The sequence below is a fragment of the Labrenzia sp. THAF187b genome (assembly GCF_009363375.1).
GTDB lineage: Bacteria > Pseudomonadota > Alphaproteobacteria > Rhizobiales > Stappiaceae > Roseibium > Roseibium algicola.
Map to the genome: position 1 here is coordinate 3,431,915 of NZ_CP045344.1, position 22,778 is coordinate 3,454,692.

A 22,778-nucleotide genomic window follows, 5' to 3' on the forward strand; every position below is an offset into this window, starting at 1 on the left:
TCCATTAATTCGCTCTAAGTCCTTAAACGCTTGACGTTTTTATGTTTTTCAGCTTGTGTGTTGACATTATCTGTTGACCCAAGGTGTTTACACACATGCCGAAATTGCCCCCATATACCTTCAGGCGAAACTCTACAATTTACGCTCGGTTGAAGGTGCCCAAGAAGTTCCAGGACGTAGTCGGGTTGCAGGCGTTCGTTGCCTCGTTGCAGACCGATAGCCCAAGCGAGGCGGCGCGGCTGGTAAGGCCCTACATTGCCCGTTGGAAGCACCGGCTGGCTCAGCTGCAGTCTGAAGATGTTGTTGAGCGTGAGGCAGCACTTTGGCGCGAGAACCTTGAATTGATGGGTGAGGAGAACTCCGATCAAAGGGAAGCGCTTGAAGATGCGATGGTTGATCATCTCCGAGCCAAAGCTGAAACGGGGGTGATATCTGAAGCGCAGGCGAAGGCGGTATTGCTAACCGTCACCGGGAACACTGATGACGCCATCAGCAATCATATTGAAAACTACATAGTTGCCCAGGATCTCTCAGAGAGGAACCAGAACGACTACCGGCGTGTGCTCAAGGAAATTGCCAAGGAAAAACCCCTGGTATCTCAATGGACACGTAAGGCAGCCGTGGAATACGCAGTAGACCTCTGTGAAAAGCACCCACAGTCAACCGTCAGCAAATATCTCGCAGCCCCTAGAGGGCTCTGGAACTACCTATTTGATCGGGAAATGGTTGAGGGGAACCCATGGCGTGCCATCAAACTTCCTAAGAAAGATGCCCACAAAAATGCCGACAAGCGCCCGTTTCGCGATGATGAGGCTGCTTTGGTCCTCTCTCAGTGCCCAGAGAACATCAAGCCACTGGTGACCTTTCTGGCTGCATCTGGCGTACGGATCAGCGAAGCTTTGGGGTTGACTGCGGCAGATGTAACGGTCGATGGCGACTTCGTTTGGGTTGATATCAAGGAGGGTAAGACCGACAACAGCCCCAGAAAGATCCCGGTGCTTGGCACTTGGACCTTCCCGTTAACTGATGAGCCCGACATGGCCCCAGACCGCGTTAGGAACCTAGTTAAACGCAAGGTGGGGCTAAGTGACCCTGCAATCAGTGCCGCACACAGTTGGCGCCATAGGGCATCTACGAAAGCATTTGCAGCTGGTCATCCCGAGACCGAAATCGCAGCCTTCCTGGGACATGGCCACCAAAACATTTCTCGTTCTCGTTACGGTAAGACTGCGGTCAATGAAGTAGCGCAGAAGGCTATTGCACGGAGTGTGGCAAGCGAGTTGGGTAGCCGCTAGGTTGAGACCCTACTGTCGTGGCGCTTCGCGACCGTGTCTTGGTGACATTGCAATCTAGTAACCTGTACCGAAATTGGCCGTTAGTTGCAGGAGCGTAAACGCAGCGAGTAAATGTGTTACGCTTCTTGCACTTTTACAACTTCGTTGGCCCAAGCCGACAGATTCTTTTCCGTGTTGATTAAGATCGTTTCCGGTCTCCCCAGGTGGAGATAGCTGATCGTGCTGGAGGCAGCGATTGCTACTTGGGTCTCGCGCTCAAGCTTGGGCTCTGAGACTCCATAGTCCAGTAAGCATCGACGAACATCATCGAACCCCTCTCCACCCTGAAGGTCCACCATCGCGCTTAGTTTCAGATGCAAATTATGCCAGTCTTCTTTTGCTATTAGCCCTTGCGTTTCGAGGTGGCGCAATATGTCTGTCACAAGTTGACGCCTCAGCATACCCGAGACTACCTCAAGCCAAGTCAGTGATCGCTTGAACATCCCAATCGCCGCCGGAATATAATCTGAGACGCGAAAAAGCAAACGTGCTGCAAAAATAGCAGCATGGGACGCGTGAAGCGGGAATACCGAACCCAGTACTGACCTGCATCCCAGAGCAAGGAAACCATTGGCGACCGTGGCATGGTTGCGATCTGCGGCGTGCGTATCACAGGCGCTCAGGATGACGATAGGAGGCGGGCGTGTGATTTCTCCGCGCAGCTTCCAGACATCAACCGCCTCGTCACGGAGCCACAGCACACCGGGATTATCTGGTTTATGCGAGCCGTGCCCGTCAAAGAGCATCAGAACACCCTCGAATGCATTGATAGCTTCGATCAACTCCCGTCGAGATGCAACTCTAACGAACTTTACGTTTAGTTTGTCACGCCAATGAAGGCCGAAGTGTTCAAACGCTATGGTGAATTGTTCAGCTATCACATCACCTTCTTCGAGACCGCTTACAACCAAGATATCTTGGAAAGAATCGGGCGTAATTAAAATAGGAGGCAGAGACTTTAATGTGTCGATGAACAGATTCCCCGGAGTGACGGGGATACGCGATACATTATAGCGCAACCCTAATGGGATTCCTTCAATTTCCAGCCATTCAATATGGGCATCGGCAATGACGCGGATTCCATCTTGCGATCTTGCAATAAGGGCTTGCAAATCATGCGGAAAGTTCTCCGATAGAGAGCGTTGGACACCGCGAAACATTTCAGTGCGTTTGAGGTTTTGGGGTTTGTCGGAACGATAGTTTTGCGCAAATTGGCGGATCGCCCCTCTCGTGCGGTTAAGTCGGTTAGGCAGCCGGATTACGGCAGAGAGTTCAGAAGACGCGAGGCAGGCAACAGCCTCTGTTCCTAACAATAGCTCGAGTCGTCGGATAGCCATTATGGGATTTGAGCCTGGTTTCGCGCCCTCCTTTAATTCTTTTTTCGACTTTCCGCCCATCATAGCCTTGATTTGAGGCTCACTTTCGACTGTAAAATTGTAACTCGATTGCCGTTCTAGTAGCCGAAGCGTGGTTCGGAAATGCCGCCGGGTAGCATTGTCCAATTCATGACTAATCCCTGAGAATCTTCGGAGGTCATAGGTAGCTGGCAGGTATAGATTGAGGTCGGGTTGTCTAGGGTAGAGCTGATTAGCCAAGGTTCTAGAGTGGGCTTCACGTTCTTCGAATATCGCGCTGGTTGTGCGAACTATCTGCTCAACATAAGGCTGTTCGCCGTCAGCGATGCGATCAAATGGCTGAATGCCGAGGTCATAATAGCCGCAAATTCGTAGAGCTGCGATGTTTGGAGCTACCGTTCCATGTCCCCGAATTTCGTAATCTGCACTTTTGTTTGGCGGACTAGTCCACGCATTAATCGCGGCTTCGATTTCATCGATATGCGCAAAATTCCCAAGTTTTCGGATTTCAATACAAACTTCCAGAAAGCGGTTACGAATAGCCTCGTACGAAAGCTCATCATAGCGAATGGTACCGCCGTCTACGGCTACAACCGTGACCGGTCCCGGACAGCTCTCCAGCCATTTCTGGTAATTGGCAACGTCCTCACTCCGATCAAGCATGATAACAGTGAAAGGCGCCTCAATTGGCATCGGCATTGATCGAATCGCTCTTGGCGACTGGCCGTACCAGTTGATAGGTGACTGACCGCCAATGCGCCGATCGATCAGGTAAGGAAGGAAGTCTGGCGCCAGTTCGAAAACATCAGTCGGCATCTGCTGAATGAAGTTTAGCAATCTGCTGTTATAGCAGAGGCTAATCGCAAAGCCCTGAAATGGTGAAGCCTCCTCCGGACGCCAATCTGGAATGCTTATGATAAAACGTATTTTAGTGTCTATCTCGATAACTGCGTCGCTCATAGCTTGCCATTTACAGATTGTGGTCGAGAAGGCATTTGTTCTTTCCTCGCGCCAACAAATCGACGAAGGACGGCTTTACTTGCATTTGCGGAAAATACCCGCTTGCCATTCCCAAGTCCGAAAACAAATAGGCTGACGTTGGCATCACGAGCCAATCAGCATTTCAGCTTCTTTCATGCGCTGACGAGCCATTTGGCAAGTGAGGCACCACCTCGTTGCGCGTATTCCAACCCGTAGACCATTAGATCAGCAAGATGCGCATCTACCGCTCCTCTGGATATCCCGGGCTGAACTCCGAATACTTCAAAAGTCAGTCCTGTTGGCGGTGCCCCTTCCAAAGTTTGCTTGAATGTCCGCAAGTCACCGATCGCAAACCGGGATGGGGTGCGGTGGCGGCCTTCATTTGTACGATGCTCGATGTGCTGGACCAGTACCGAGGCATCGCAGTAAGTGATGGATTTCAGCATCTGGCCGGAGACTTCGTAGACATCGTTGACGCGACCACCAGACGGGGCCCCACCAGCACCTTTACAGTGATATAGTTTGACCACGACGGTGCCATCAGGGTTTTGCACCACGGCAATGTAGTCTGCGGCCTCGCCGCTTCGGTGGTCGTAAATCAGCGCAATAGTGTTGGGCACAGCCGTCAGATATTGCTCAAGCCATCGATGGACGCTCAAACTACCGTCCGGTTGATCCGGTCCGAATTCCATATCGATCTTGCAATTTTCCCAACCAAGGGCCTCCGCGTCATCGTCACCCAGTTGGCTCAAGACTCCCGTTGCAGCTGCGATCAAGTTCACACCGACGAATGAGGATTTATCCGCCGCGTAGAAAACCGGAGGGTGTTCAGACAGCCAAGACGCCAAATCCGTCCATTCGTCATAGCCAGCATGGATCTCGACATCCTTTGGGCCAACTTTCGTGAACAGCGCACCACCATGGATACTAAAATTGAAGCTCTCACTGAAAATGTCAGAGGCGATATCGAAGGTCATCCTAGAGCGCGTGGCATCCACTTGGTAATTGGCCGGCTCGAGGTCTGTAACATTTCCATACGACCACGGCTCGCCCGCTTGGTTCCTCCATCGAATCCGCGGCGCAAGCCGGTACGCCTGTTTGTGCCAACCAGCGGCGATAATTCGCTCAGGAAGCTGCCGAAGCGTGCGAGAGTGCTGAATAATATCTAGTTGTGAGGCCGATATGCCGACCCTACCGCCAAGTCTGCCGTTGAGCTCGGTGATCCACTCGATGTATCCCGCCACTGTCAGGCGTTGATTGGACCAGATGCGCGAGCTACTGCTAGCGCCAATCGTCTCGCGGACGTCATCACCGCCAACACCGCTGCCGAAGAAGTGGCCTTGGGAATAGGCTCGGGCGTCGCCACTCGTTATCGCTCGCTCGGCAGCTGGACCTGTCATCACGCGATAAGACTCGGCCTGCGAGTTGAGCGCTGTGTTCCTGAGGCCAACATTGTAGAACCTGAGACTGTTCAGCCCACTTAATGCTTGGCGTGTTCGCTCGTAGCTAATCGGCCTGTGCTGGTCTGGCAGTGCGGTCTGGATAAGGTTTTGATAGATGCGTGCCGTTCGACGAGTCGAACCGATGAAGCACAGATGAGAGGCATCGTTGTAGGCTAGGAGGAATGCATCATGGCGCACGTTGATCAGTACGTCGGATGTCGCCCAACTTGGTGGCGAGGTATCCACGGTTAGAAGCAGCGATATGAGCCCATCCTCAGAGGACCATTGCTTGGCCACCCTCAGATTACGACCTATTGTATCATCAAACTTTGAAAAGTCGGGTTGCGACTGGCAATCGAAGATCTGCGCGTGCGCGTAAAGCTCCAGCAAAAGAGGTGTAACGGAATCGTAGTCCGAGTCTGCCTGCTTGCTGATCTTGAACAGGTCCAAGACTTCCCGATCCGCCTCAGCTTCCGCGATCTGCGCCCGAGCGACATCATCAATCAACTCGGCGATATCGATCCCCTCCTTAAACAGCTTTAGCGACGCTGCCTTGAGTCGAGAAAGTGGTGCCACGAGCGTGGCGTCACCGGTCGCAGCGTCGTTAGTCCGTGCAAAGCGACCGATGAACTGCAATGTAGGCACCAGGGAACGATGAGGCGCGTGTAGAGCAGCGATCTTCAGCTTTGGAAAATCGTAGCCTTCGCCGAACATGTCGACGCAGACCACACCATCGATTTCCCCAGCGAGCAGCTCTGCCTCCACCGCGTCCTGGGTGCGCTTGGAAGCGTGGCTGTCAATGTTCCTAACGCGGGCGCCTGCCTCGGCATAGATCTCAACCAGCTTCCGTGCAGAAGCGATTGTCGCCGCTCGGGCAAAAATACGATGGTCAAAGCCATTCGCCTGGTCGGCTCGCAGCCGCGCGACCGCAGTTGCAGCTACAGAACGATCGATCTCCTCGTCATCGTTTACATTCCGCACTGGCGCCGGTGTGAAAGCCACACGCCCAAATGCCGACTCCTTGGCCGCTTTCGATACCGGGTAGTAGTAAGCCATTCTTCCCGGGATCGTTTTTCGATCGCGACGAAAGGGCGTGGCGGTTAGGAAGACGAACTTTGCGTTTCGGTAATAGGCAAGAAAGGCTGCCCAGGTTTCTGCGGGTGCGTGATGCGCTTCGTCGAAGATGATTACGTCGAACAGATCTGGCGACGCTTGATGTGCAATGGCCGGCGATAGGCTCTGCGGCGTGGAGATCACTAAGTCCTGATCTGCCAAATGCGACCAATCGGCCGCGTGTTCAGGCGCTCCCTTTTGGCTGTGTACTTTGGGGTTGGGCGTGGCCTCGTCGATAACCCGGAGCCGTCGTAGTACAGAAAGCTCCTTGAAATGGCTGGTAGTCTGCCGCCGTAGTGCGTCGGAAGGCTCGATGACCAAGAGCCTTTTTGCTCTTAGCAAAAAAGGCAACGCCATAATTAGAGCGGTCTTTCCGTAGCCAGTAGGCAAGGTAAGAATTGCCGGTTCGTCGTAGACTGAGAAATGCGCGAGCGAAGAATGCAGGGCACCCAGCTGACCAGGACGAAAACCTGTATTAGGCGCACCTACCAGGTTCAATGAGAGATCATTTTCAATGAAATATGGCATCTAGTCCCCCCATTACATTGGACTAGATTCAATTTTAGCTTGCAAGCTTTTCTAGCAAACGCGATTTGATGACCGCTTCCCTAACTGTCTGGGATGGGGCCAGAGCAACGATAAGTGGGAAAAGCTTAAGGTATTTCACCGGCGGCGTGAATGCGAATAGGGGCGAACCGTTGGCCTAGCATGCCTTTGATCGCAGGTTATTAATGTTGGACACTGGTTGCCGTTAGGACCTAAGCAACCATTCAGCTCTCTGACGATTACAGACACTCATTTCACCTACTTTGAGCTTCGACAGACTGTTTGAACGTGCGTTTTCAATGCGCTTATTAACATGCATCAATTAGAGGGCTGGTCCTACATTTGCGGTGTTGTATTACCGGAGGGACGACTAGTTGCGACCAAGCCGTCCCATAAACTCAAAATGTTTTGGTGCAAAAACGCCAGCCACCAATCGAACAGGAATGATGGGCAGAATCCCCCCAGTACCCCCCGAGGAACTACCTCGAATGCACTCATGGGCTTTGCGAGAAATGAATGCAAAAGCGTGCTGCCGACCGTCCTCACCGATAACGTGCTGGAGGCCTTGTGGAAAACTCTTTGAGTTCCCTGGGGTGGGGGCCTGTTTGCGTGCCCGTTCATAGTCGATGAGTTGGCTTTGGGCGGGGCTACCGGTTTTTGAATTTCCATCAGTGTAGAGTTGGTAGCTCGTGTTGATCCTCCCGTCCTTGCGAACAACCGTTTCTTTTTTGTTTGAGATCGAAGAGCACCGCACCCTACCTCAGAGGGCACTTGCCCAAGTTCTTCCGTGTACGATGCCGGAAGTCGCGGTGGGTGGTCACTCGAAGACCATTCTCCACGACAAAGCTGTCGATCAAATTTGAACGACATTCGAGCAGCGTTGGCATCGAGAATCTGCCTGATTTGAAGCCCACGCGTGCACAGTGCGGCTACGGACGGAAGCCATCCATTTCGGAAAATTATTCCGAAAAACCGCACATTTTGCACTTGAATAGGAAAATTTTTATATTTCGATATATATCGAATAGTCAGCTTAAGCTTATGAAATCATTGATTAATTAAAAGGCGTCATATGAGCGGGAAGAAACCGGAAAAGATATTCCTTCTCGCAAGCCCGGGTACCAGATGCGGTTGACACACTAAACCGCTTCTCGAAATTCCCGATCGAAACACGAAAGCCCAGCAGCTTTCCCTCTCACCGACATCGTCAACAAACCAACATTGGAAAGCAACGCCAATGAATGCACACGTGCGTCCTGAAACAAGCGACCAATTGACCATCGATCTCTTCAACGAACAGAAGGAACGGGAATTCGCCTCCTCGAGCGAAGCAGTCCGAAAATTCAAAATAAACCTCCAGGGCGCTTTCGAGAACGGAAACCTAGCTGACCACAGAGCTGGGCAATATGCGATCCGCAAGCTCATTGGTGGCCTGCTCCCTCGAATGCAGGCTGAATTCGACAGCTGGAAGACTGGCAACCCGCGCCGTGCTGCCATCTGGAAAGTTCCGCTTCGGGAAATGGACCCGGCTGTCGTGCTCTTCGATGCGCTCCATGTGGTCCTCGACAGCTTTTCTCGCGACAACCGAGAGGTCAGTTTCGGTCCGCTTGCAGACCGTATTGGTAAGCACCTGATCGAAAGACAGGAGTGGGAGAAGTTCGAAGCCGAGCGGCCACAGCTGGTTCAGCAATGGCGGGACCAGGCGAAGACCCTGGGTTCGTCCTATAGGTTTCAGCGGACGGGTTGGAACGTCATGCTCAACAGGCAGTTCGAGGCCCAGGGCTACAATCCCTATGACCCTCATAAATGCGGTCAGATTGGTGCCATCGTGCTCGGTTTCCTAGAAGAGCAAGGTGTCATCACGACCGAAATCATAAACATGCGTCCTAACAAGGGAAGCCGCTCGGTCTCCCATAACCGCATGCACAAAGTGCAGCTCTCGGATCTGTTTCTAAAGCTTATCTTTAGCGACAAGATTCCACACTTCATGCTTCAACCCAAAAAGAGGCTTATGGTGTCACCTCCGCTTCCTTGGAGGACCGTCAATGATGGTGGGTATCAGACCACCGTCAACAAAGTGAAAGCCATTAAGGTCAGCCCCAAGCGATTCCAAAGCTTGATGGTCGACAATGATGAAAAATCATTCGACCCCGTAGCTGAAGCATTAGACTATCTCGGGTCTACAGCATGGCGCGTGAACCATGAAGTGTTAGCCATAGCTGAGCGCCATGTTGAACTTGAGCTCAGTGTTGGTTCATTGAAAAGAACAACACCACTTCAAGCTCCCAGCTTTAAGGACTTCCCACAAACAGCCGCTGGTCTTGAACGCTTTAAGAAGGAAGCAAAGGAAATCCACGATTGGAACCGGTCTTCCCTCTCACAGCGGATAAAGACAGCTTCAATCATCAACGAAGCCAAGGCCAACACCGAGTTTGATCGTCTTTGGTCTCCTTTCCAGATCGACAAACGGGGAAGGATGTATGCTGTGGCTTCCAACTCGGTCTACGGCAATGACCTATCCCGAGCCCTCCTCATGCTCGCTGAGGGACAACCCCTCGACACACCAGAAGCCGTCTACTGGCACAAGGTCCAGGGCGCTAATCTCTATGGTCACGACAAGTTGCCATTCGACGAACGAGTGGCCTGGGTAGATGCCAACGTCGAGAACATCCTGCGCACGGCGGAAGACCCGATGGACTTCACTTGGTGGCATGATGCCGATGCCAAGCATGAATGGCGGTTTCTCGCATGGTGTCTGGATTTCGAGCGCACACAGAATGGAGGTCTTAGCCACATCTTGGTGCATCAGGACGCAACATCCAGCGGATACCAGATTTTCAATGCCCTGGTTCGCTCAAAATCCGGCTGCGAATTGGTCAACATGACACCGAGTGAGCATCCAAACGACTTCTATTCTCAGGTGGCAAGTCATGCGATGTCGCTGATCAAGGCCGGGCCAACACACGAAGGCGAGTATGCCAATTGGTCTCGCCAATGGATAATCGAGAAGCCTGCACTTCAGATTAACCGCAAGCAAGCCAAGGAAGTCCTCGTGCCGTGGATCTACGGTGGCACTCACCGGTCTCACGTCGAGAACATCATGGTGACGCTCAAGGGTCATCACGATGTCCCAAGCGAGCGTATCAGCGATCTTGCTGTCACGATCACCCATGCTCTGGAACGGTCGGTCGCGGTCTTCATGCCCGAAGCGGTCGCCGCTCGTGCGTGGCTGGTCCGAGCCGGTCGTCAGCTGGGGAAGCTTGAGATCGAACCCGTGTTGTCCCACCCGGACGGCTTCAAGTGGGTTCACAGTGAACGCGAACAGGAGACGGTGCGGATCACCACCACGTACTTTTCTCGTCGCCAATTCACTCTGGCCACAGGCAAAGAGGAGAAGTTCAAGGTCAGTAAGATGGGCTCTGCTTTGCCGCCCCATGTGGTTCAAGGCATCGATGCGCTGGTCTTGCGCATCTTCCTGAAGAAGCTGAAAGCGAAGGGCATCAGGAATGTGCTGACTGTCCATGACGACATCGGCATCCATGCTCGTGATGCAGCCAGGGCGAAGGAGTTGTACCTCGAGGCCATGCAGGAAGCTATCGAAGGCACGACCATCTTCCAGCAGCTCTACGATATCATTATCGAGCAGGGTGGGGAGATCGATGAGCCTCCGGCGCTGGGCTCTTACGACACGAGCGTAATCCCACAGGCGGTGTACGCCTTGGGCTAAGTCTCGTACTCCCAAATGTCAGGCTCTTGGAGCTTCTCAACTGTGTCGCTGAGAGCCTGACTCAAGGGGCTGACCTTCAAGCTCATGGTCGTTGATGCTTCACTCGTTCAGCAACACCTCGGCCATCCCGTCCAGCCGCCGCTTGTATTCTTGCCAGCGGGGCATGTGGCGGTCCAGGAGGGTATAGAAGCGGGGGCTGTGGTTGTGTTCGGCATGGTGGACCAGCTCGTGCAGGACGACATAGTCAATGCATTCACGCGGGGCCTTGATGAGGAAGGGGTTGAGGCGCACGGTGCCATCGGTGGAACAGCTGCCCCATCGCTTGTCGGTCTCGATCAGATGGAACGGGGGCACACTGTCGATCCACGGTAGGGCCTCTGAGACAGCGCTGAGGCGAGTCTTGAGGTAAGCCTGGGCCCTGACCTTGTACCAGCCTCTCAGACGCCCTCTGATGGCCTGTGGGTCCGTGTTCTCGGTCCTGACCTCCATAGTGCCACGGTAGAGCCTGACGGACCTCTCAGGCCTGGCGACAGGGATGACCTTCAGGACATGCCGCCGACCGAGATAGTGCACCTGCTCGCCGCTGACATAGGACCGGGGGAGGACATGGGTGAAGCGCTCACGGGCTTCCTGAACGTTCCGGTAGATCCAACCAGCCCGCTTGCCGACAGCTTCCTTGATGCGCTGGGCTTCCGTTCCCTCAGGGGCATCAACGACGACAGATCCGTCCTGTTCGACATGGATGGCAACCTTGCCCGAGCGCCCGGCCTTCGACCGCACAGTATAGGGAATGCGTTCGTCCCCGTAGGCAAGTACCCAGTCGCTCACGTCAGCTGTCTTCCCGCCCAGCGCCGCGTCTGACGATTTCGAGGACACGCGAGAGTATTCCTTCTGCCAGCTCCATACCGCCGCCATAGGCACTGAAGTAGCGCGGCAGCAGCTTTTGCCGTATCTCCTTCATGGCATTCTCCGGGTCAAGGGAGTGGGCGGCAATCGCGGACTGGACGACACCGTCGATGTGGATGGCTTCGTCGATCAGATGGTCTTCACCCTTCTCCCTAACAGTCCCCTCGGGAAGAGCCTGCAGGAGAGCCCCAAAGTATGCTCTGTGGTGGCGGTTGTCGGCGATCCTGTCGGGAATACCCGGAGCCCGACCCTTTTTGACCTGCGCCTCCAGATCCTTCAGCAGGACATAATGCTTGTGCGGATGGTCGAAAAGATCCGCTGCTTCCCGAATGGCCTTCTTGAGCAGCTCGGAGAAGGCTGCCTGGGCATAGGGATCTTCAGCCAGGTCCTGTTCTATCGTCCGGGTCAGGCGCGACTTGATGAGATCGGCTTCTGTCCGTGTCTTCTCGTCACTCCAGCTTTTCGGGTCGTCGAGCGAGTAGCTTGCCTGCCCGTCTTCAGCGAACCCTGTGATGTCGATGACACCTTCGCTGCCTTTGACGCCGATGCCGATCACCTGCTTGTCGATCAGGTCGCGGATCTGCTTCTCATAGGCCGAGAAGTCGACTGTCTCCTGGCTTGCCTGCTTGGCCCAGATGCGCAGCTCGGAGAACCACCTGAGGTCGCTCTTGTAGGTCGCGATCTTCTTCTCGCCGACGGCGCTGTCCTCGAAGAAACTGCGGGTGGAGAGGGCAAGCTTCAGGCACATGCCGAACTCCGACAAGGCCGCGTAGAACTCGTCACGGACCTTCTGATGCCTGTCGAAGCTCTCTCCCGCCTCGTCGATCTCGACCTTGGGAACGAGGACACGGCGGAACTGCTCCATGTCCTGCCTGTTCTTCACATCCTTGAAGATCGCCCAGAGATTGCGATGGAGCACGGGCAGGCGTTTGTACTCGCTGGAGACGTTCTCGTAGAGGCCGACAAGATCGTCGATCTCGTAGCCGCCCTGGGTGCGCTCGGCGAGGTCCTGATAGGCGGTCAAGGAGGTGTCCAACTCCTTCAGGATGCCGCGATAGTCGATCAGGTAGCCGTATTTCTTGTCCTCGTGCAGGCGGTTCACCCGGGCGATGGCCTGCAGCAGATTGTGTTCCCTCAGGTACTTGTCGATAAAGAGGACCGTGTTACGCGGCTCGTCAAAGCCCGTCAGCAGCTTGTCGACAACAATGAGGATGTGCGGCCCACCATCGGTGCCGAAGTCCCTCAGGACGCCCTTCTCGTAGCCCTCGGCGCCTGCAGGATGTTTGGCGACCGTCTCGGCCCACCACTTCTGCACTTCCGGCGAGTTGGCTGCGCTGGTGTCCTCATGGCCCTCCCGCGTGTCGGGCGGTGAGATGATCACGGCACTTTCGACAAGACCCAGCGCATCGAGGGCCGTCTTGTAGCGGATCGCCGAGAGTTTGCTGTCCGTGGCGAGTTGCGCCTTGAGGCCAAGGTCCTTCCAATTGCGCGAGAAATCTTCGGCGATGTCGAGGGCAATGCAGGTGATGCGCTGGTCGGCCCCGTAGATCGTTCCCTTGGTGGAAAACTTCTTCTTGAGGTCCGCCCGCTGGTCGTCGCTGAGGTTGGCGGTCCGCGCCTCAAACCACGCATCGACAGCCCGATCATTGATCTCCAGCTCTGGCTGCCGCTCCTCATAGAGCAGTGGCGTCACCGTCTTGTCCTCGACCGCTCTTTGCATAGTGTAGGCATGGAGGATCGGGCCGAACTTGTTCTGGGTCTTGTCGTCCTTCAGGAGCGGCGTACCGGTGAAGGCGATGAAGGCGGCATTGGGCAAGGCCTTGCGCATGCGCTCATGGCTTTCCCCGCCATGGCTTCTGTGGCCCTCGTCCACCAGCACGATCAGGTCGGAGGAGTCGTTGTGGCACTCCGGATAGGACGCTGCTGAGGTGAACTTCTGCAGCAGCGTGAACATGATCCGTTCTGTACCGGAGCCAATCCTCTTGGCGAGGTCACGTCCGGACTGTGCCTTGGCCTTAGCGCCTTCCTTCTTGGTGGCCATGGCCGACCCGAAGGCTCCACCCGACATGAAGGTGTTGGCGAGCTGCCGCTCAAGGTCCGTCCTGTCGGTGATGACGATGGTGCGGCAGTTGGCAAGCTCGGAACGGAGCAGCAGGGCCTTCAGCAGGAAGACCATGGTGTAGGACTTGCCGGAGCCTGTCGTGTGCCAGATGACACCGCCTTCCCGGCCACCTGTCTTGTTACGCCGTTCCACCTGGGTTAGCATCGACTTGACGCCGAAGACCTGCTGGTAGCGGGCCGCGATCTTGCCGACCTTCTGGTCGAAGAGAAGGAAGTAGCGGATGAACTCCAGCAGCCTGTCAGGCCGCAGCAGACTGTTGATCAGCGTGTCCTGTTCCGTTGCCAGGATCGCCCGCGACCAGAGCTGCTCGAAGTAGTCCCGGATGTACTTGGGGCGCTGGGCGAAGAGCGTGTTCTTGGCTGCAGGTGAGAGAGGCGCATTGAGGATACCGGCTACGTCCTTCTCCGGGATCTCTTCCTCCCGCCATGCTGCCCAGAATTTCTTCGGTGTTTCCGTGGTGGCATAGCGCCCGGTCTCGCCGGAGATGGAGACCAGTAGCTGGGCATAGGCATAGAGCAGAGGGATGCCGCCGGTCTTCTGATTGCGAAGGTGCTGGGAGATGCCTTCGTCGACCGTGGGTTTCCCGGTCTTGCTGCTGACAGGCCGCTTGGCTTCGATCACCACGAGCGGCAGACCGTTGACGTAGAGCACGATGTCGGGCCTGTAAGTGCCCTGGGCTCCGTCCCGTTCGACACTCAGTTCCTCGGTCACTTCCAGCCGGTTGGCGGATGGGGTGTCGAAGTCGAGCAGCGGGATGGTGAAGGACTGGCGTTGACCGTCCGGCATGTGCTCGGTGACCGTGACACCATAGACCAGCAGCTTGTAGAGCTTCTCGTTGGCAGCTTTGAGGCCTTCGTTCAGACCGGTGTTGGAGACAGCCTTCAGGACCTGCTGAATGGACCCCGAGGAGAGACCATGGCTTGTTCCCCTGTAGGTGTAGCGATAGGTCTCCAGCCAGCTCCTGAGGGCATCCTCGAGCAGCGCCGAGCGTTCACCACCGCGCCGCTGAAGGCAGACTTCAGGAGAAACGTAGGTCCAGCCGAGTTTCATCAACAGCGCCAGCGCCGGGATCTTGGCCTGGGTTTCTTCGCTGGAGTTCGGTCGGTTGTGCTGGTTCATCTCAAGTCACTGGAAGTGCTGCAGGAGCCATCAAATCAATGACTTACTATCGAACGGATGCGTGTACGCTTGCAAGTTTAGTTTTGAAGGAACATACAACTGTAGTATCTGCTTTGTTGAACGACCCTAGGGATCGTCAGAAAGCGACCCGTCTCTTTCCTGTAAGCAGCTGCTGCATGAGAGCTCGTTTTTCTTCCTTCAGCTTTGCAAGTTGTTTTTTTCTACAATGCAGATCCCAATCGGAAAATTGAAGAATTTTGGCGATGGCCTTCTGCTCTTTCATCTCAATTTTGGGTACTAGAATATTTCCAACTATTGATGTGTTTAGGTTTTTTTGCGTGCCGGGTTGTCCGCCACTTGCCAGCCTTGGAGCGATGAGCTGAAGAAAATAATACAGAAATAGGGTATCGATTCGATCCGAAAGATTGCGAAACACAACAAAACCATCATGAATACACACAGGTATTCCAACTATTTTTGGCACCCCTATCGTCGCGCAAATAGACATGATCAGTTCACCTGGTTCAACAGAAACGCTTCGGGCAGCCCCTTCTTTCGAAAGATATTGTTCGGTTCTTGTGAGCCGTTCTGTCTCGGACGAAGTAACGTCACTAATTCGAACCCAACCGCGTCCCTGATCAGAGAACCATCGAGCATCCGTGATGGGCCGGGGTGAAGCTCCCCGACGTATGGTTATTCTGTCACCAAGTTTCGACATAGCCCACTCCCCCTCGAACCCCTTCAGTCGCCAGTTGCCGGTCAGCAGCTGCTGCATGAGCGCTTTCTTTTGGGCTTCGGCGTTGGCAAGCAACTTCGCAGTCGTCTCGATGGCCTCGTCCCACGTCGATAGGATCTCTGCGATCTTCTTCTGTTCGGGGAGAGGAGGAAGTGGAATTTGAAATGCTCTTGCAGTGGCAATAGAAAACTCAAGCCTTGTGGAACCGACTGTGGAGGCTTTCACGCTGCGCTGCGTATCAGGTGCTTGTAGTTGGAAAGCCAAGTAGTGTCGGTCAATTTTATCGTTAGGTCGTATGCGGGCAATTTCACGAGCGATGTTGCCTTCAAATCCATCGGGGACGACACCTACATTTCCGATAGTGCCTTTTACTGAAATGAGTACATCGCCGCCTTGTATTCGACTCCCAGTGTACTTCTTTTCAATTTCCGGTGCTGCGCGGTGCAGAGAGGCATTCGCAATGCGGTTGATATGTTTGATGGGAACAATAGGAACGCCACCGGGTGTATTCGGACCAATTTGTACCACTCCGTATCTGATTGGGGCGTCGGGGTCTGTAACTTCTTGCAGAGTTGTTAGGCTCCAATCGTCAGGGAGCTCTTTTGGTTCGTTCATCGCGAATATCCAAGCTCCATCAGGAATCCGTCCATTTTGGCCTCTAAATCCACCATCTCTGCCTTCAGTACTTCTCGCTCCTGACGAACAGCCATGAGGTCGATCTCTTCCTCCTCCTCGAAGGTATCGACGTATCGCGGGATGTTGAGGTTGAAGTCGTTCTCCCGGATCTCCTCAAGGTTTGCGAGATAAGCGTACTTGTAGACATTCTCCCGGTCATCGAAGGTAGCGAAGATCCTGTCGAGCTGCTCGTCCCCCAGCCGGTTCTGGTTGGTGCCCTCGATGTACTCCCGCGAGGCATCGATGAAGAGCACCTTGTCATCGGCCTTCTTCTTCCTGAGGATGAGGATCGCAGCGGGGATGCCGGTGCCAAAGAACAGTTTCTCGGGTAGGCCGATCACGGTATCCAGCAGGTTCTCCTCAACGAGTTGCTGACGGATCTTGCCCTCGGAAGAGCCCCGGAAGAGCACTCCGTGGGGCACGACGACAGCCATGCGTCCGCTCTTAGCCTTCAGCGTTTCCACCATGTGGGAGATGAAGGCATAGTCCCCCTTGGTCTTGGGCGGCAGGCCACGGTTGAACCGGCCGAAGGGATCGTTCGACGCCTTGTCGTAGCCCCACTTGTCGAGGCTGAAGGGAGGATTGGCGACGACCACGTCGAAGAGCCTCAGTTGATCGTCACGGGTGCGCAGCTTCGGGTTGGAGATCGTGTCGCCCCATTCGATCTGGTGATTGGTCTCGCCATGCAGGAACATGTTCATCTTGGCGAGCGCCCAGGTGGACCCGATGGCCTCCTGACCGAAGAGGGCATAGGGCGCCTTGCCGTTGGTCGACTTGATCTGACGAGCACACTTCAGGAGCAGGGAACCGGAGCCGCAGGTCGGATCGCAGATCTCGTCGCCTTCCTGGGGCTCCACCAGACGGGCCATTAGCATGGAAACCTCGGCAGGGGTGTAGAACTCTCCGGCCTTCTTGCCAGCTGTTGCGGCAAAACGGGAGATCAGGAACTCGTAGGCCCCACCGATGATGTCCAGAGTGCCCACCCTTGAAGGCCTCATGTCCAGGGTCGGCTTGGCGTAGTCCTCCATCAGGTGGCGCAGGATGTCGTTCTTCTGTTCTTCGTCGCCCAGCTTGTTGGCGTTGAATGAAATGTCCTGAAAGACATCCCTCAGCTTCGCCCCGTTGGCTTCTTCGATGGCGTGGAGCGCCCTGTCGATCCGCTCCCCGTTCCCGGCCTTGTGGCGCTGGGCATGAAGGGCATCGAAACTGGCCCCCTCGGGAAGCACGAACTGCTCGTCCTTCATCATCGCCGCGATCAGCTCCGGGTGGTCGCCGTGTTCCCGCCTGTAGCTCTCATAGTGGTCCTTCCAGACATCCGAGATGTACTTCAGGAAGAGCATGGTCAGGACATAGTCCTTGTAGATCGACGGATCGACCACCCCCCGAAAGGTGTCACACGCTGCCCATGCAGCCTTGTTGATCTGATCCTGAGATACTCTTTCGGCGGACATATGATTCCCGGTGGTTGTCTGAATTTGGGGTGACGTTAGCCGTGGGGAAGCAAGAGGGGAAGGGGGTGCCACGTCCATATGGACAACTGGGCATTTCTTCTCGTAGTTATGTTTTTAGGATATTGCCAGCGAGAATTGATTAGGGAGCTCATCGTGTCGGATTTCACTGTTGCTGAAAGTGCTGAGGAACAAGCTGAGTGGGAGCTCCAGATCGCCAAGTCCCGTTTCGAGCAGCTTTTCATTGCAACGTTCAGAGCCGTTACGCGTGGCGAGAACTCCTATGACGCTACCCAGGCTCTTGTCAGTTTCGTGGAACATGCAAAAGAGACAAAAGTCCCCGTCGCAAAAGTCGTCGATGAAGCGACCAAATCGCTATACGAGCGGTCGTTTGGAACAGAGCGATCGATGGCTTACGAGCGCGAGCAGCAAGAGATTGTCCATGATGCGCTCTTGGTCGCTGCAGAGTATTTCTCAACGGACAATATGGCACGTGCTCGTCTTTCAAAGCGTCAGGATGGTTTAGATCAGAGCATAGAAGCGCATGTCCATGGCAAGGAGCGCCGTTCGAGGGAGAACGGCCACAGCTATTTTGAGAAGTTGTTAGACGAAGCTGGAGGTCCGCTAAACTCCAGAGGCCGCAAAGGTCGGTGAACGTAGTTGGATTGTCGCTGCCTTCAAGAAAATCGAGCGCGGCAGTGCCAGAGGGTTTGGGAGGTGGGCTGTGACGAACCTGTTTGAAGTCGCTGCAGGTAAATTGAAGCCTGTCTCGAGGGCATCGCTCGCCACAGAAGGGCAGATTGAGACTTGGGTTGCCGAGAACCCTGAGATTCTTGGTCTGGATCTTCTGATCATTGGCCGCCAAGTCGGAATAGAAAACCGTGGCAGACTGGATCTTCTTGGTCTGGACGTTTCTGGTGACCTAGTTATCCTCGAGTTGAAGCGGGATAAGACTCCTAGGGAAATCGTTGCTCAGGTTCTGGATTATGCGAGCTGGGCCGTGATGCTAAATACCCGCGATGTGCATGATATTGCCAACGCCTATTTGGCAAAACCGTTACCGGCCGCGTTTCAAGACCGTTTTGACCGGAGCTTGCCGGAGACACTTAATGGCGATCATCAGCTTGTTATCATCGCGAGCGAACTCGATCCCACTACAACACGAATAGTTGAGTACCTCTATGATCGTCACGACGTCGGGATAAACACGGCGCTGTTTCGTGTCTTTCAAGACGGTGATCGGCAACTTCTCGCGACCGATTGGCATCTCGATCCGGAAGAGGTCGAGGAGCGTTCAGCTGCAAAGGTTAAAGCACCGTGGACAGGGTACTGGTATGTCAACGTCGGCGATGGTGAGCGCCGCTCATGGGAGGACATGCGCCGCTATGGCTTCATTTCCTCTGGTGGCGGGCGGTTCTATTCCGGGAAACTCAACCAGCTATCTGCCGGGGACAAGATCTTCGCCTACCAGAAAGGGCAAGGCTATGTGGGATATGGTGAGGTAGCGTCACCCTCTGTCATGGCGCGGGATTTCGAAACAATCGCTGGTAATCTTCTGTCCGTCGAACTGGTGCAGCCGGGTCTTGCCCGCGACAGGGACAACGAGGAACTCGCCGAGTATGCGGTCGGGGTGAACTGGATTAAAACATTCCCTTTGGCCCAAGCGAAGACATTCCGTGGCGTCTTTGCTAACCAGAACATTGCCTGCAAACTTAGGGATGCGGCGACGCTGGAGTTCTTGTCTGGTGTCTTTGGAAGTCCGCTCGATGCCAAATAAGCTTATCGGGCATGACTAGCAAATACCTCAACCGTGATGGGATCGGAATGCAGAAAAGTCCGATGTTGCAATGCGTGTCGCAGTCTTTGATTTTGTTCTTGGCGTATTCGTAAGGCAGTTGATCTTTGGAAGACGGGTTTCCTATGGTCAACAAATCAACTACGAAAGGCTCCAAAAGGAAGAAACTGTTTGCACCAGATGTTGACACTGTGTGTTGACACCATCCTTGTCGTTGGTTGAATAAGTTGCTGAAACTTATGAATAAAATCCCTTGCCCTTTGCTATGTAGGTTCATTGAACCTGATCCGGCTGATACCGGCGGAGGGATTTGAGATCATGATGCACACACCACTCCCTTCAACACGTCCTTTCCGGAATACCGGCAACGGGCTTTCTGTCGCAGGAGAGCCGTCATGAGCCTTTCCGTTGCTGCTTCCACGCAAGCCCTGAGCGCCGAACAAGTCTTCACCCTTCTGGAAAGGGTGCGGCAGAAAACGCCGCGCGTTCACGCCATAACAAACGCGGTCGCCCAGAGTTTCACCGCCAATGTGCTGCTTGCGCTCGGGGCGGTTCCTTCCATGACCATCGCGCGGGAGGAAGTTGCCGCCTTTGCCGGTGGGGCTGATGCACTGCTGGTGAACCTCGGCACCCTTGACGAGGAACGCCGTGCAGCCATTCCGCTAGCGATCGAAGCTGCCAGGACTGCCGGACGTCCGGTTTGTGTCGATCCGGTCTTCGTCAACCGGTCACCCGTACGCTGCGCCTATGCGCGCGAATTGCTGGGCCTGAAGCCGGATCTGGTGCGGCTCAATCCGGAAGAACTCACCGCTCTCTTGCCGGAGCGGGCGGATGCTGATGCCTTGATCGAGGCCGGTACGGTTTTTGCCGTCACCGGCCCGGAAGACAGGGTCGAGAGCCGCGGCGAGGATTTCCTGCTGCGCAACGGCGATCCGCTGATGTCACGCGTGACGGCCACCGGCTGTGCCGGCGGTGCCGTTCTGGCAGCGTTCCTGAGCATCGAAAAGGACAGGGCGCTTGCAGCTGCTTGCGGATTGTCCGTCTTCAACATTGCCGGCGAAATCGCGGCCAGCCGGTCAGGCGGGCCAGGCAGTCTGGTGCCGGAGTTGCTCGACGCACTCTATTGCCTGACTGACCGCGACATTGAAGCCCGTTTGAAGACCGGCTGACGCAGGCTTTTCGGCATCTACTCCCAGGAGGTTCCCATGACCGCAATTGCGGTAACCATTGCAGGATCGGATTCCGGCGGCGGAGCCGGCATTCAGGCTGATCTCAAGACCTTTTCCGCAAATGGCGTCTTTGGTGCCAGTGTTATTGCAGCCCTGACGGCGCAGAACACGCTTGGCGTCAGCGCCATTCATGATGTGCCGCCAGAGTTCGTGCGGGCCCAGATGACAGCCGTCTATTCGGACCTTGCCGTCAAGGCGACCAAGATCGGCATGCTGTCGCGTGTCGATACGATCGAGGTGGTAGCTGAAGGGCTTCGGGCACATGAGACAGGTCCGGTCGTGCTTGACCCGGTGATGGTGGCTGCCTCCGGTGACCCGTTGCTTGCGGACAGTGCGGTCGACACGCTGATTGCCTTGCTGCTGCCGCTGGCCGATATTGTTACCCCGAACCTGCATGAAGCTGCCCGCATGTTGCAAGGCAACGTTGCCGCGGACGAACCGCAAATGCAGGCGCAGGCAGAACGTCTGCTCGGTCTTGGAGCCAATGCGGTTCTGCTCAAGGGCGGGCACGGGTCTGGTGCGAAGAGCGCCGACCTGCTTCTGGATCGAAACGGCAATGCGGTCTGGCTCAGGTCAGAGCGGATCAAGACCGACAACACGCATGGCACCGGTTGCACCCTGTCATCCGCGATTGCCTCGGGTCTTGCCAAGGGGCAGGACATGGAAGCAGCCGTCAGGTCCGCCAAGTCCTATATTCAGGCCGCCATCGCCGCTGCCGACACGCTTCACATCGGCAGTGGTCACGGGCCAGTCCATCATTTCCACGCGTTCTGGAGCAAGTGAGATGACCGATCAGCCAAAGACCGAAACCGGACGGATCAGCCGTCGCGGACTTCTGGGGGCTTCCGCCGCCGCCGGTGCAAGCGCATTGGCCGCCCCGGCGGTGGCGCAGGAGCAGGCGACGCTGGAATGGAAGATGGTCACGTCCTGGCCAAAGAACCTGCCGGGGCCCGGGGTCACGGCACAGCGCATTGCCGACAGGATCGAGCTGATGTCCGGCGGCCGCCTGCGCGTTCGGCTTTATGCTGCCGGGGAACTGGTGCCGGCTCTGGGCGTGTTCGAGGCCGTTTCAGCGGGGACGGCGCAGATGGCGCATACAGCCTCGTTTTTCTGGCAGGGAAAGATCCCTGCTTCTGTCTATTTCACGGCGATCCCTTTTGGTTTGCTGCCGCATGAGCATATCACCTGGATTGAGCAGGGGGGCGGTCAGGCGCTCTGGGATGAGCTTTATGCCCCGTTCGGACTAAGGCCCGTTATGGCCGGTAACACCGGCGTTCAGATGGGGGGCTGGTTCAAGCGCGAAATCAACACTCTTGACGATCTCAAGGGGCTGAAGATCCGCATGCCGGGCCTTGGCGGCGAAGTGATGCACCGGCTTGGGGCGACGCCTGTCAGCCTGCCGCCTGCAGAGTTGTTCCAGGCGTTGGACAGCGGCGTGCTGGACGCCACCGAATTCCTGGGTCCCTGGTCGGACAGGGCAATGGGGTTCCAGAAGGCAGCAAAGTCCTACTACACGCCGGGGTTCCATGAACCCAACGGCACCGGTGAAGCGCTTTTCAACATGGTGGCGCTGGAAGGCCTGCCGGAAGACCTTGGCGCCATTGTTCTGGAGGCCTGCAAGGCAGAAAACGGCCGCTCGCTAGCAGAAAGCGATTGGGAGAATGCAGGCGCACTGAAGCTCCTGCAGGAAGAGGACGGCGTTACCGTCCGTCCTTATCCGGACGACGTTCTGGATGCGTTGCGGGAGACTTCGGCAGTCGTGCTGTCCGAGTTCGCGAGCAAGGATGCGCTTAGCCAGAGGATCTACGACAGTCATATGGCTGCGCGGGCGCGCCTTGCCCCCTGGAGTGACGTTGCCATGCGCCGCTTCCTCGAAGCTCGCGACAGCTAGGCTTGCCGCTTGAGGCTGTAAGCAAGGAATGGAGTGCGGCCCTGGACCGTCTCTTTCTGCGAGCCGGTGCAACCCACCGGTTCGCAGCTTGCAACCTGCCTTGCCGGAAGAGCGGTAATTGACCTGGCGGTAGCGCGTCGCCTGCTGACAAACATCCTGACAAAAATTCAATTTCGAATGGAAAGGCTACCGTGCAATGGTGTGCCGACACGGTTTCCGTTAGGAAAGGTGATTGGCGTTTTTACCAAGTAATATCAAGGGACTTGTCCTACAAAAGATCCACATTCCGTCACGAAACCTGTGGCAAAGCCGCAACGATTCACTGTTAAATTACGTTATCGGAAACTGACATTTCGAGT

General features: G+C 55.4%; 13 protein-coding genes. 7 read left to right on the plus strand and 6 right to left on the minus strand.

Annotated elements, in window-relative coordinates; translation table 11 throughout:
• Positions 1–95 precede the first annotated feature (95 nt).
• Positions 96–1,295: a DUF6538 domain-containing protein gene (locus FIV03_RS15780; RefSeq protein WP_152510215.1), complete on the plus strand. Its 1,200-nt coding sequence runs from the start codon at positions 96–98 to the stop codon at positions 1,293–1,295.
• A 116-nt stretch (positions 1,296–1,411) separates the two neighbouring features.
• Here FIV03_RS15780 and FIV03_RS15785 read toward each other — a convergent pair whose 3' ends face one another.
• Both FIV03_RS15785 and FIV03_RS15790 read right to left on the minus strand, forming a co-directional pair.
• Positions 1,412–3,649 (minus strand): CHAT domain-containing protein, encoded by a 2,238-nt coding sequence (locus FIV03_RS15785; protein WP_152510216.1) that lies wholly within the window; start codon positions 3,647–3,649, stop codon positions 1,412–1,414.
• 173 nt (positions 3,650–3,822) lie between these two features.
• Positions 3,823–6,753: a DEAD/DEAH box helicase family protein gene (locus FIV03_RS15790; protein ID WP_152510217.1), complete on the minus strand. Its 2,931-nt coding sequence runs from the start codon at positions 6,751–6,753 to the stop codon at positions 3,823–3,825.
• Between the two features lie 1,255 nt (positions 6,754–8,008).
• On the opposite strand from FIV03_RS15790, the gene FIV03_RS15795 reads away from it, so the two are divergent.
• Complete coding sequence (locus FIV03_RS15795) at positions 8,009–10,498, plus strand: DNA-directed RNA polymerase (RefSeq protein ID WP_152510218.1); 2,490 nt, start codon at positions 8,009–8,011, stop codon at positions 10,496–10,498.
• A gap of 99 nt (positions 10,499–10,597) precedes the next feature.
• Here the strand turns inward: FIV03_RS15795 and FIV03_RS15800 are convergent, their stop codons facing one another.
• The 4 genes from FIV03_RS15800 to FIV03_RS15815 form a co-directional block, all read right to left on the minus strand.
• Positions 10,598–11,326, minus strand: a complete 729-nt coding sequence (locus FIV03_RS15800) for a SprT family zinc-dependent metalloprotease (protein ID WP_286202198.1) — start codon at positions 11,324–11,326, stop codon at positions 10,598–10,600.
• Between the two features lies 1 nt (position 11,327).
• A complete protein-coding gene (locus FIV03_RS15805; protein ID WP_152510220.1) occupies positions 11,328–14,645 on the minus strand; it encodes an HsdR family type I site-specific deoxyribonuclease in 3,318 nt (1,105 codons plus the stop codon).
• Positions 14,646–14,781: 136 nt separating this feature from the next.
• On the minus strand, positions 14,782–15,996 hold the full coding sequence (locus tag FIV03_RS15810; protein WP_152510221.1) for a restriction endonuclease subunit S: 1,215 nt from the start codon (positions 15,994–15,996) through the stop codon (positions 14,782–14,784).
• Positions 15,993–17,507, minus strand: a complete 1,515-nt coding sequence (locus FIV03_RS15815) for a type I restriction-modification system subunit M (RefSeq protein ID WP_152510222.1) — start codon at positions 17,505–17,507, stop codon at positions 15,993–15,995. The genes FIV03_RS15810 and FIV03_RS15815 overlap by 4 nt, the downstream gene beginning before the upstream one ends.
• A gap of 78 nt (positions 17,508–17,585) precedes the next feature.
• Here FIV03_RS15815 and FIV03_RS15820 point away from each other — a divergent pair, with 78 nt between their 5' ends.
• From FIV03_RS15820 to FIV03_RS15840, 5 genes are all read left to right on the plus strand, one after another.
• Positions 17,586–18,158, plus strand: a complete 573-nt coding sequence (locus FIV03_RS15820; RefSeq protein WP_152510223.1) for a hypothetical protein — start codon at positions 17,586–17,588, stop codon at positions 18,156–18,158.
• 70 nt (positions 18,159–18,228) lie between these two features.
• Entirely contained in the window at positions 18,229–19,281 is a 1,053-nt protein-coding gene (locus FIV03_RS15825) for a hypothetical protein (RefSeq protein ID WP_152510224.1), read from the plus strand.
• A 413-nt stretch (positions 19,282–19,694) separates the two neighbouring features.
• Positions 19,695–20,468: a hydroxyethylthiazole kinase gene (locus FIV03_RS15830; protein WP_152510225.1), complete on the plus strand. Its 774-nt coding sequence runs from the start codon at positions 19,695–19,697 to the stop codon at positions 20,466–20,468.
• Between the two features lie 36 nt (positions 20,469–20,504).
• Complete coding sequence (gene thiD, locus FIV03_RS15835) at positions 20,505–21,311, plus strand: bifunctional hydroxymethylpyrimidine kinase/phosphomethylpyrimidine kinase (RefSeq protein ID WP_152510226.1); 807 nt, start codon at positions 20,505–20,507, stop codon at positions 21,309–21,311.
• Between the two features lies 1 nt (position 21,312).
• Positions 21,313–22,419 (plus strand): TRAP transporter substrate-binding protein, encoded by a 1,107-nt coding sequence (locus tag FIV03_RS15840; protein WP_152510227.1) that lies wholly within the window; start codon positions 21,313–21,315, stop codon positions 22,417–22,419.
• The last annotated feature ends 359 nt before the right edge of the window (positions 22,420–22,778 follow it).

Bases quoted from the DNA above. Each gene is read 5' to 3' on its own strand.
- FIV03_RS15820 (WP_152510223.1), top strand. From the start codon at position 17,586: ATGGACAACTGGGCATTTCTTCTCGTAGTTATGTTTTTAGGATATTGC.
- FIV03_RS15805 (WP_152510220.1), bottom strand. From the start codon at position 14,645: ATGAACCAGCACAACCGACCGAACTCCAGCGAAGAAACCCAGGCCAAG.
- FIV03_RS15785 (WP_152510216.1), bottom strand. From the start codon at position 3,649: ATGAGCGACGCAGTTATCGAGATAGACACTAAAATACGTTTTATCATA.
- FIV03_RS15810 (WP_152510221.1), bottom strand. From the start codon at position 15,996: ATGAACGAACCAAAAGAGCTCCCTGACGATTGGAGCCTAACAACTCTG.
- FIV03_RS15780 (WP_152510215.1), top strand. From the start codon at position 96: ATGCCGAAATTGCCCCCATATACCTTCAGGCGAAACTCTACAATTTAC.
- FIV03_RS15815 (WP_152510222.1), bottom strand. From the start codon at position 17,507: ATGTCCGCCGAAAGAGTATCTCAGGATCAGATCAACAAGGCTGCATGG.
- FIV03_RS15790 (WP_152510217.1), bottom strand. From the start codon at position 6,753: ATGCCATATTTCATTGAAAATGATCTCTCATTGAACCTGGTAGGTGCG.
- FIV03_RS15840 (WP_152510227.1), top strand. From the start codon at position 21,313: ATGACCGATCAGCCAAAGACCGAAACCGGACGGATCAGCCGTCGCGGA.
- FIV03_RS15795 (WP_152510218.1), top strand. From the start codon at position 8,009: ATGAATGCACACGTGCGTCCTGAAACAAGCGACCAATTGACCATCGAT.
- thiD (WP_152510226.1), top strand. From the start codon at position 20,505: ATGACCGCAATTGCGGTAACCATTGCAGGATCGGATTCCGGCGGCGGA.
- FIV03_RS15830 (WP_152510225.1), top strand. From the start codon at position 19,695: ATGAGCCTTTCCGTTGCTGCTTCCACGCAAGCCCTGAGCGCCGAACAA.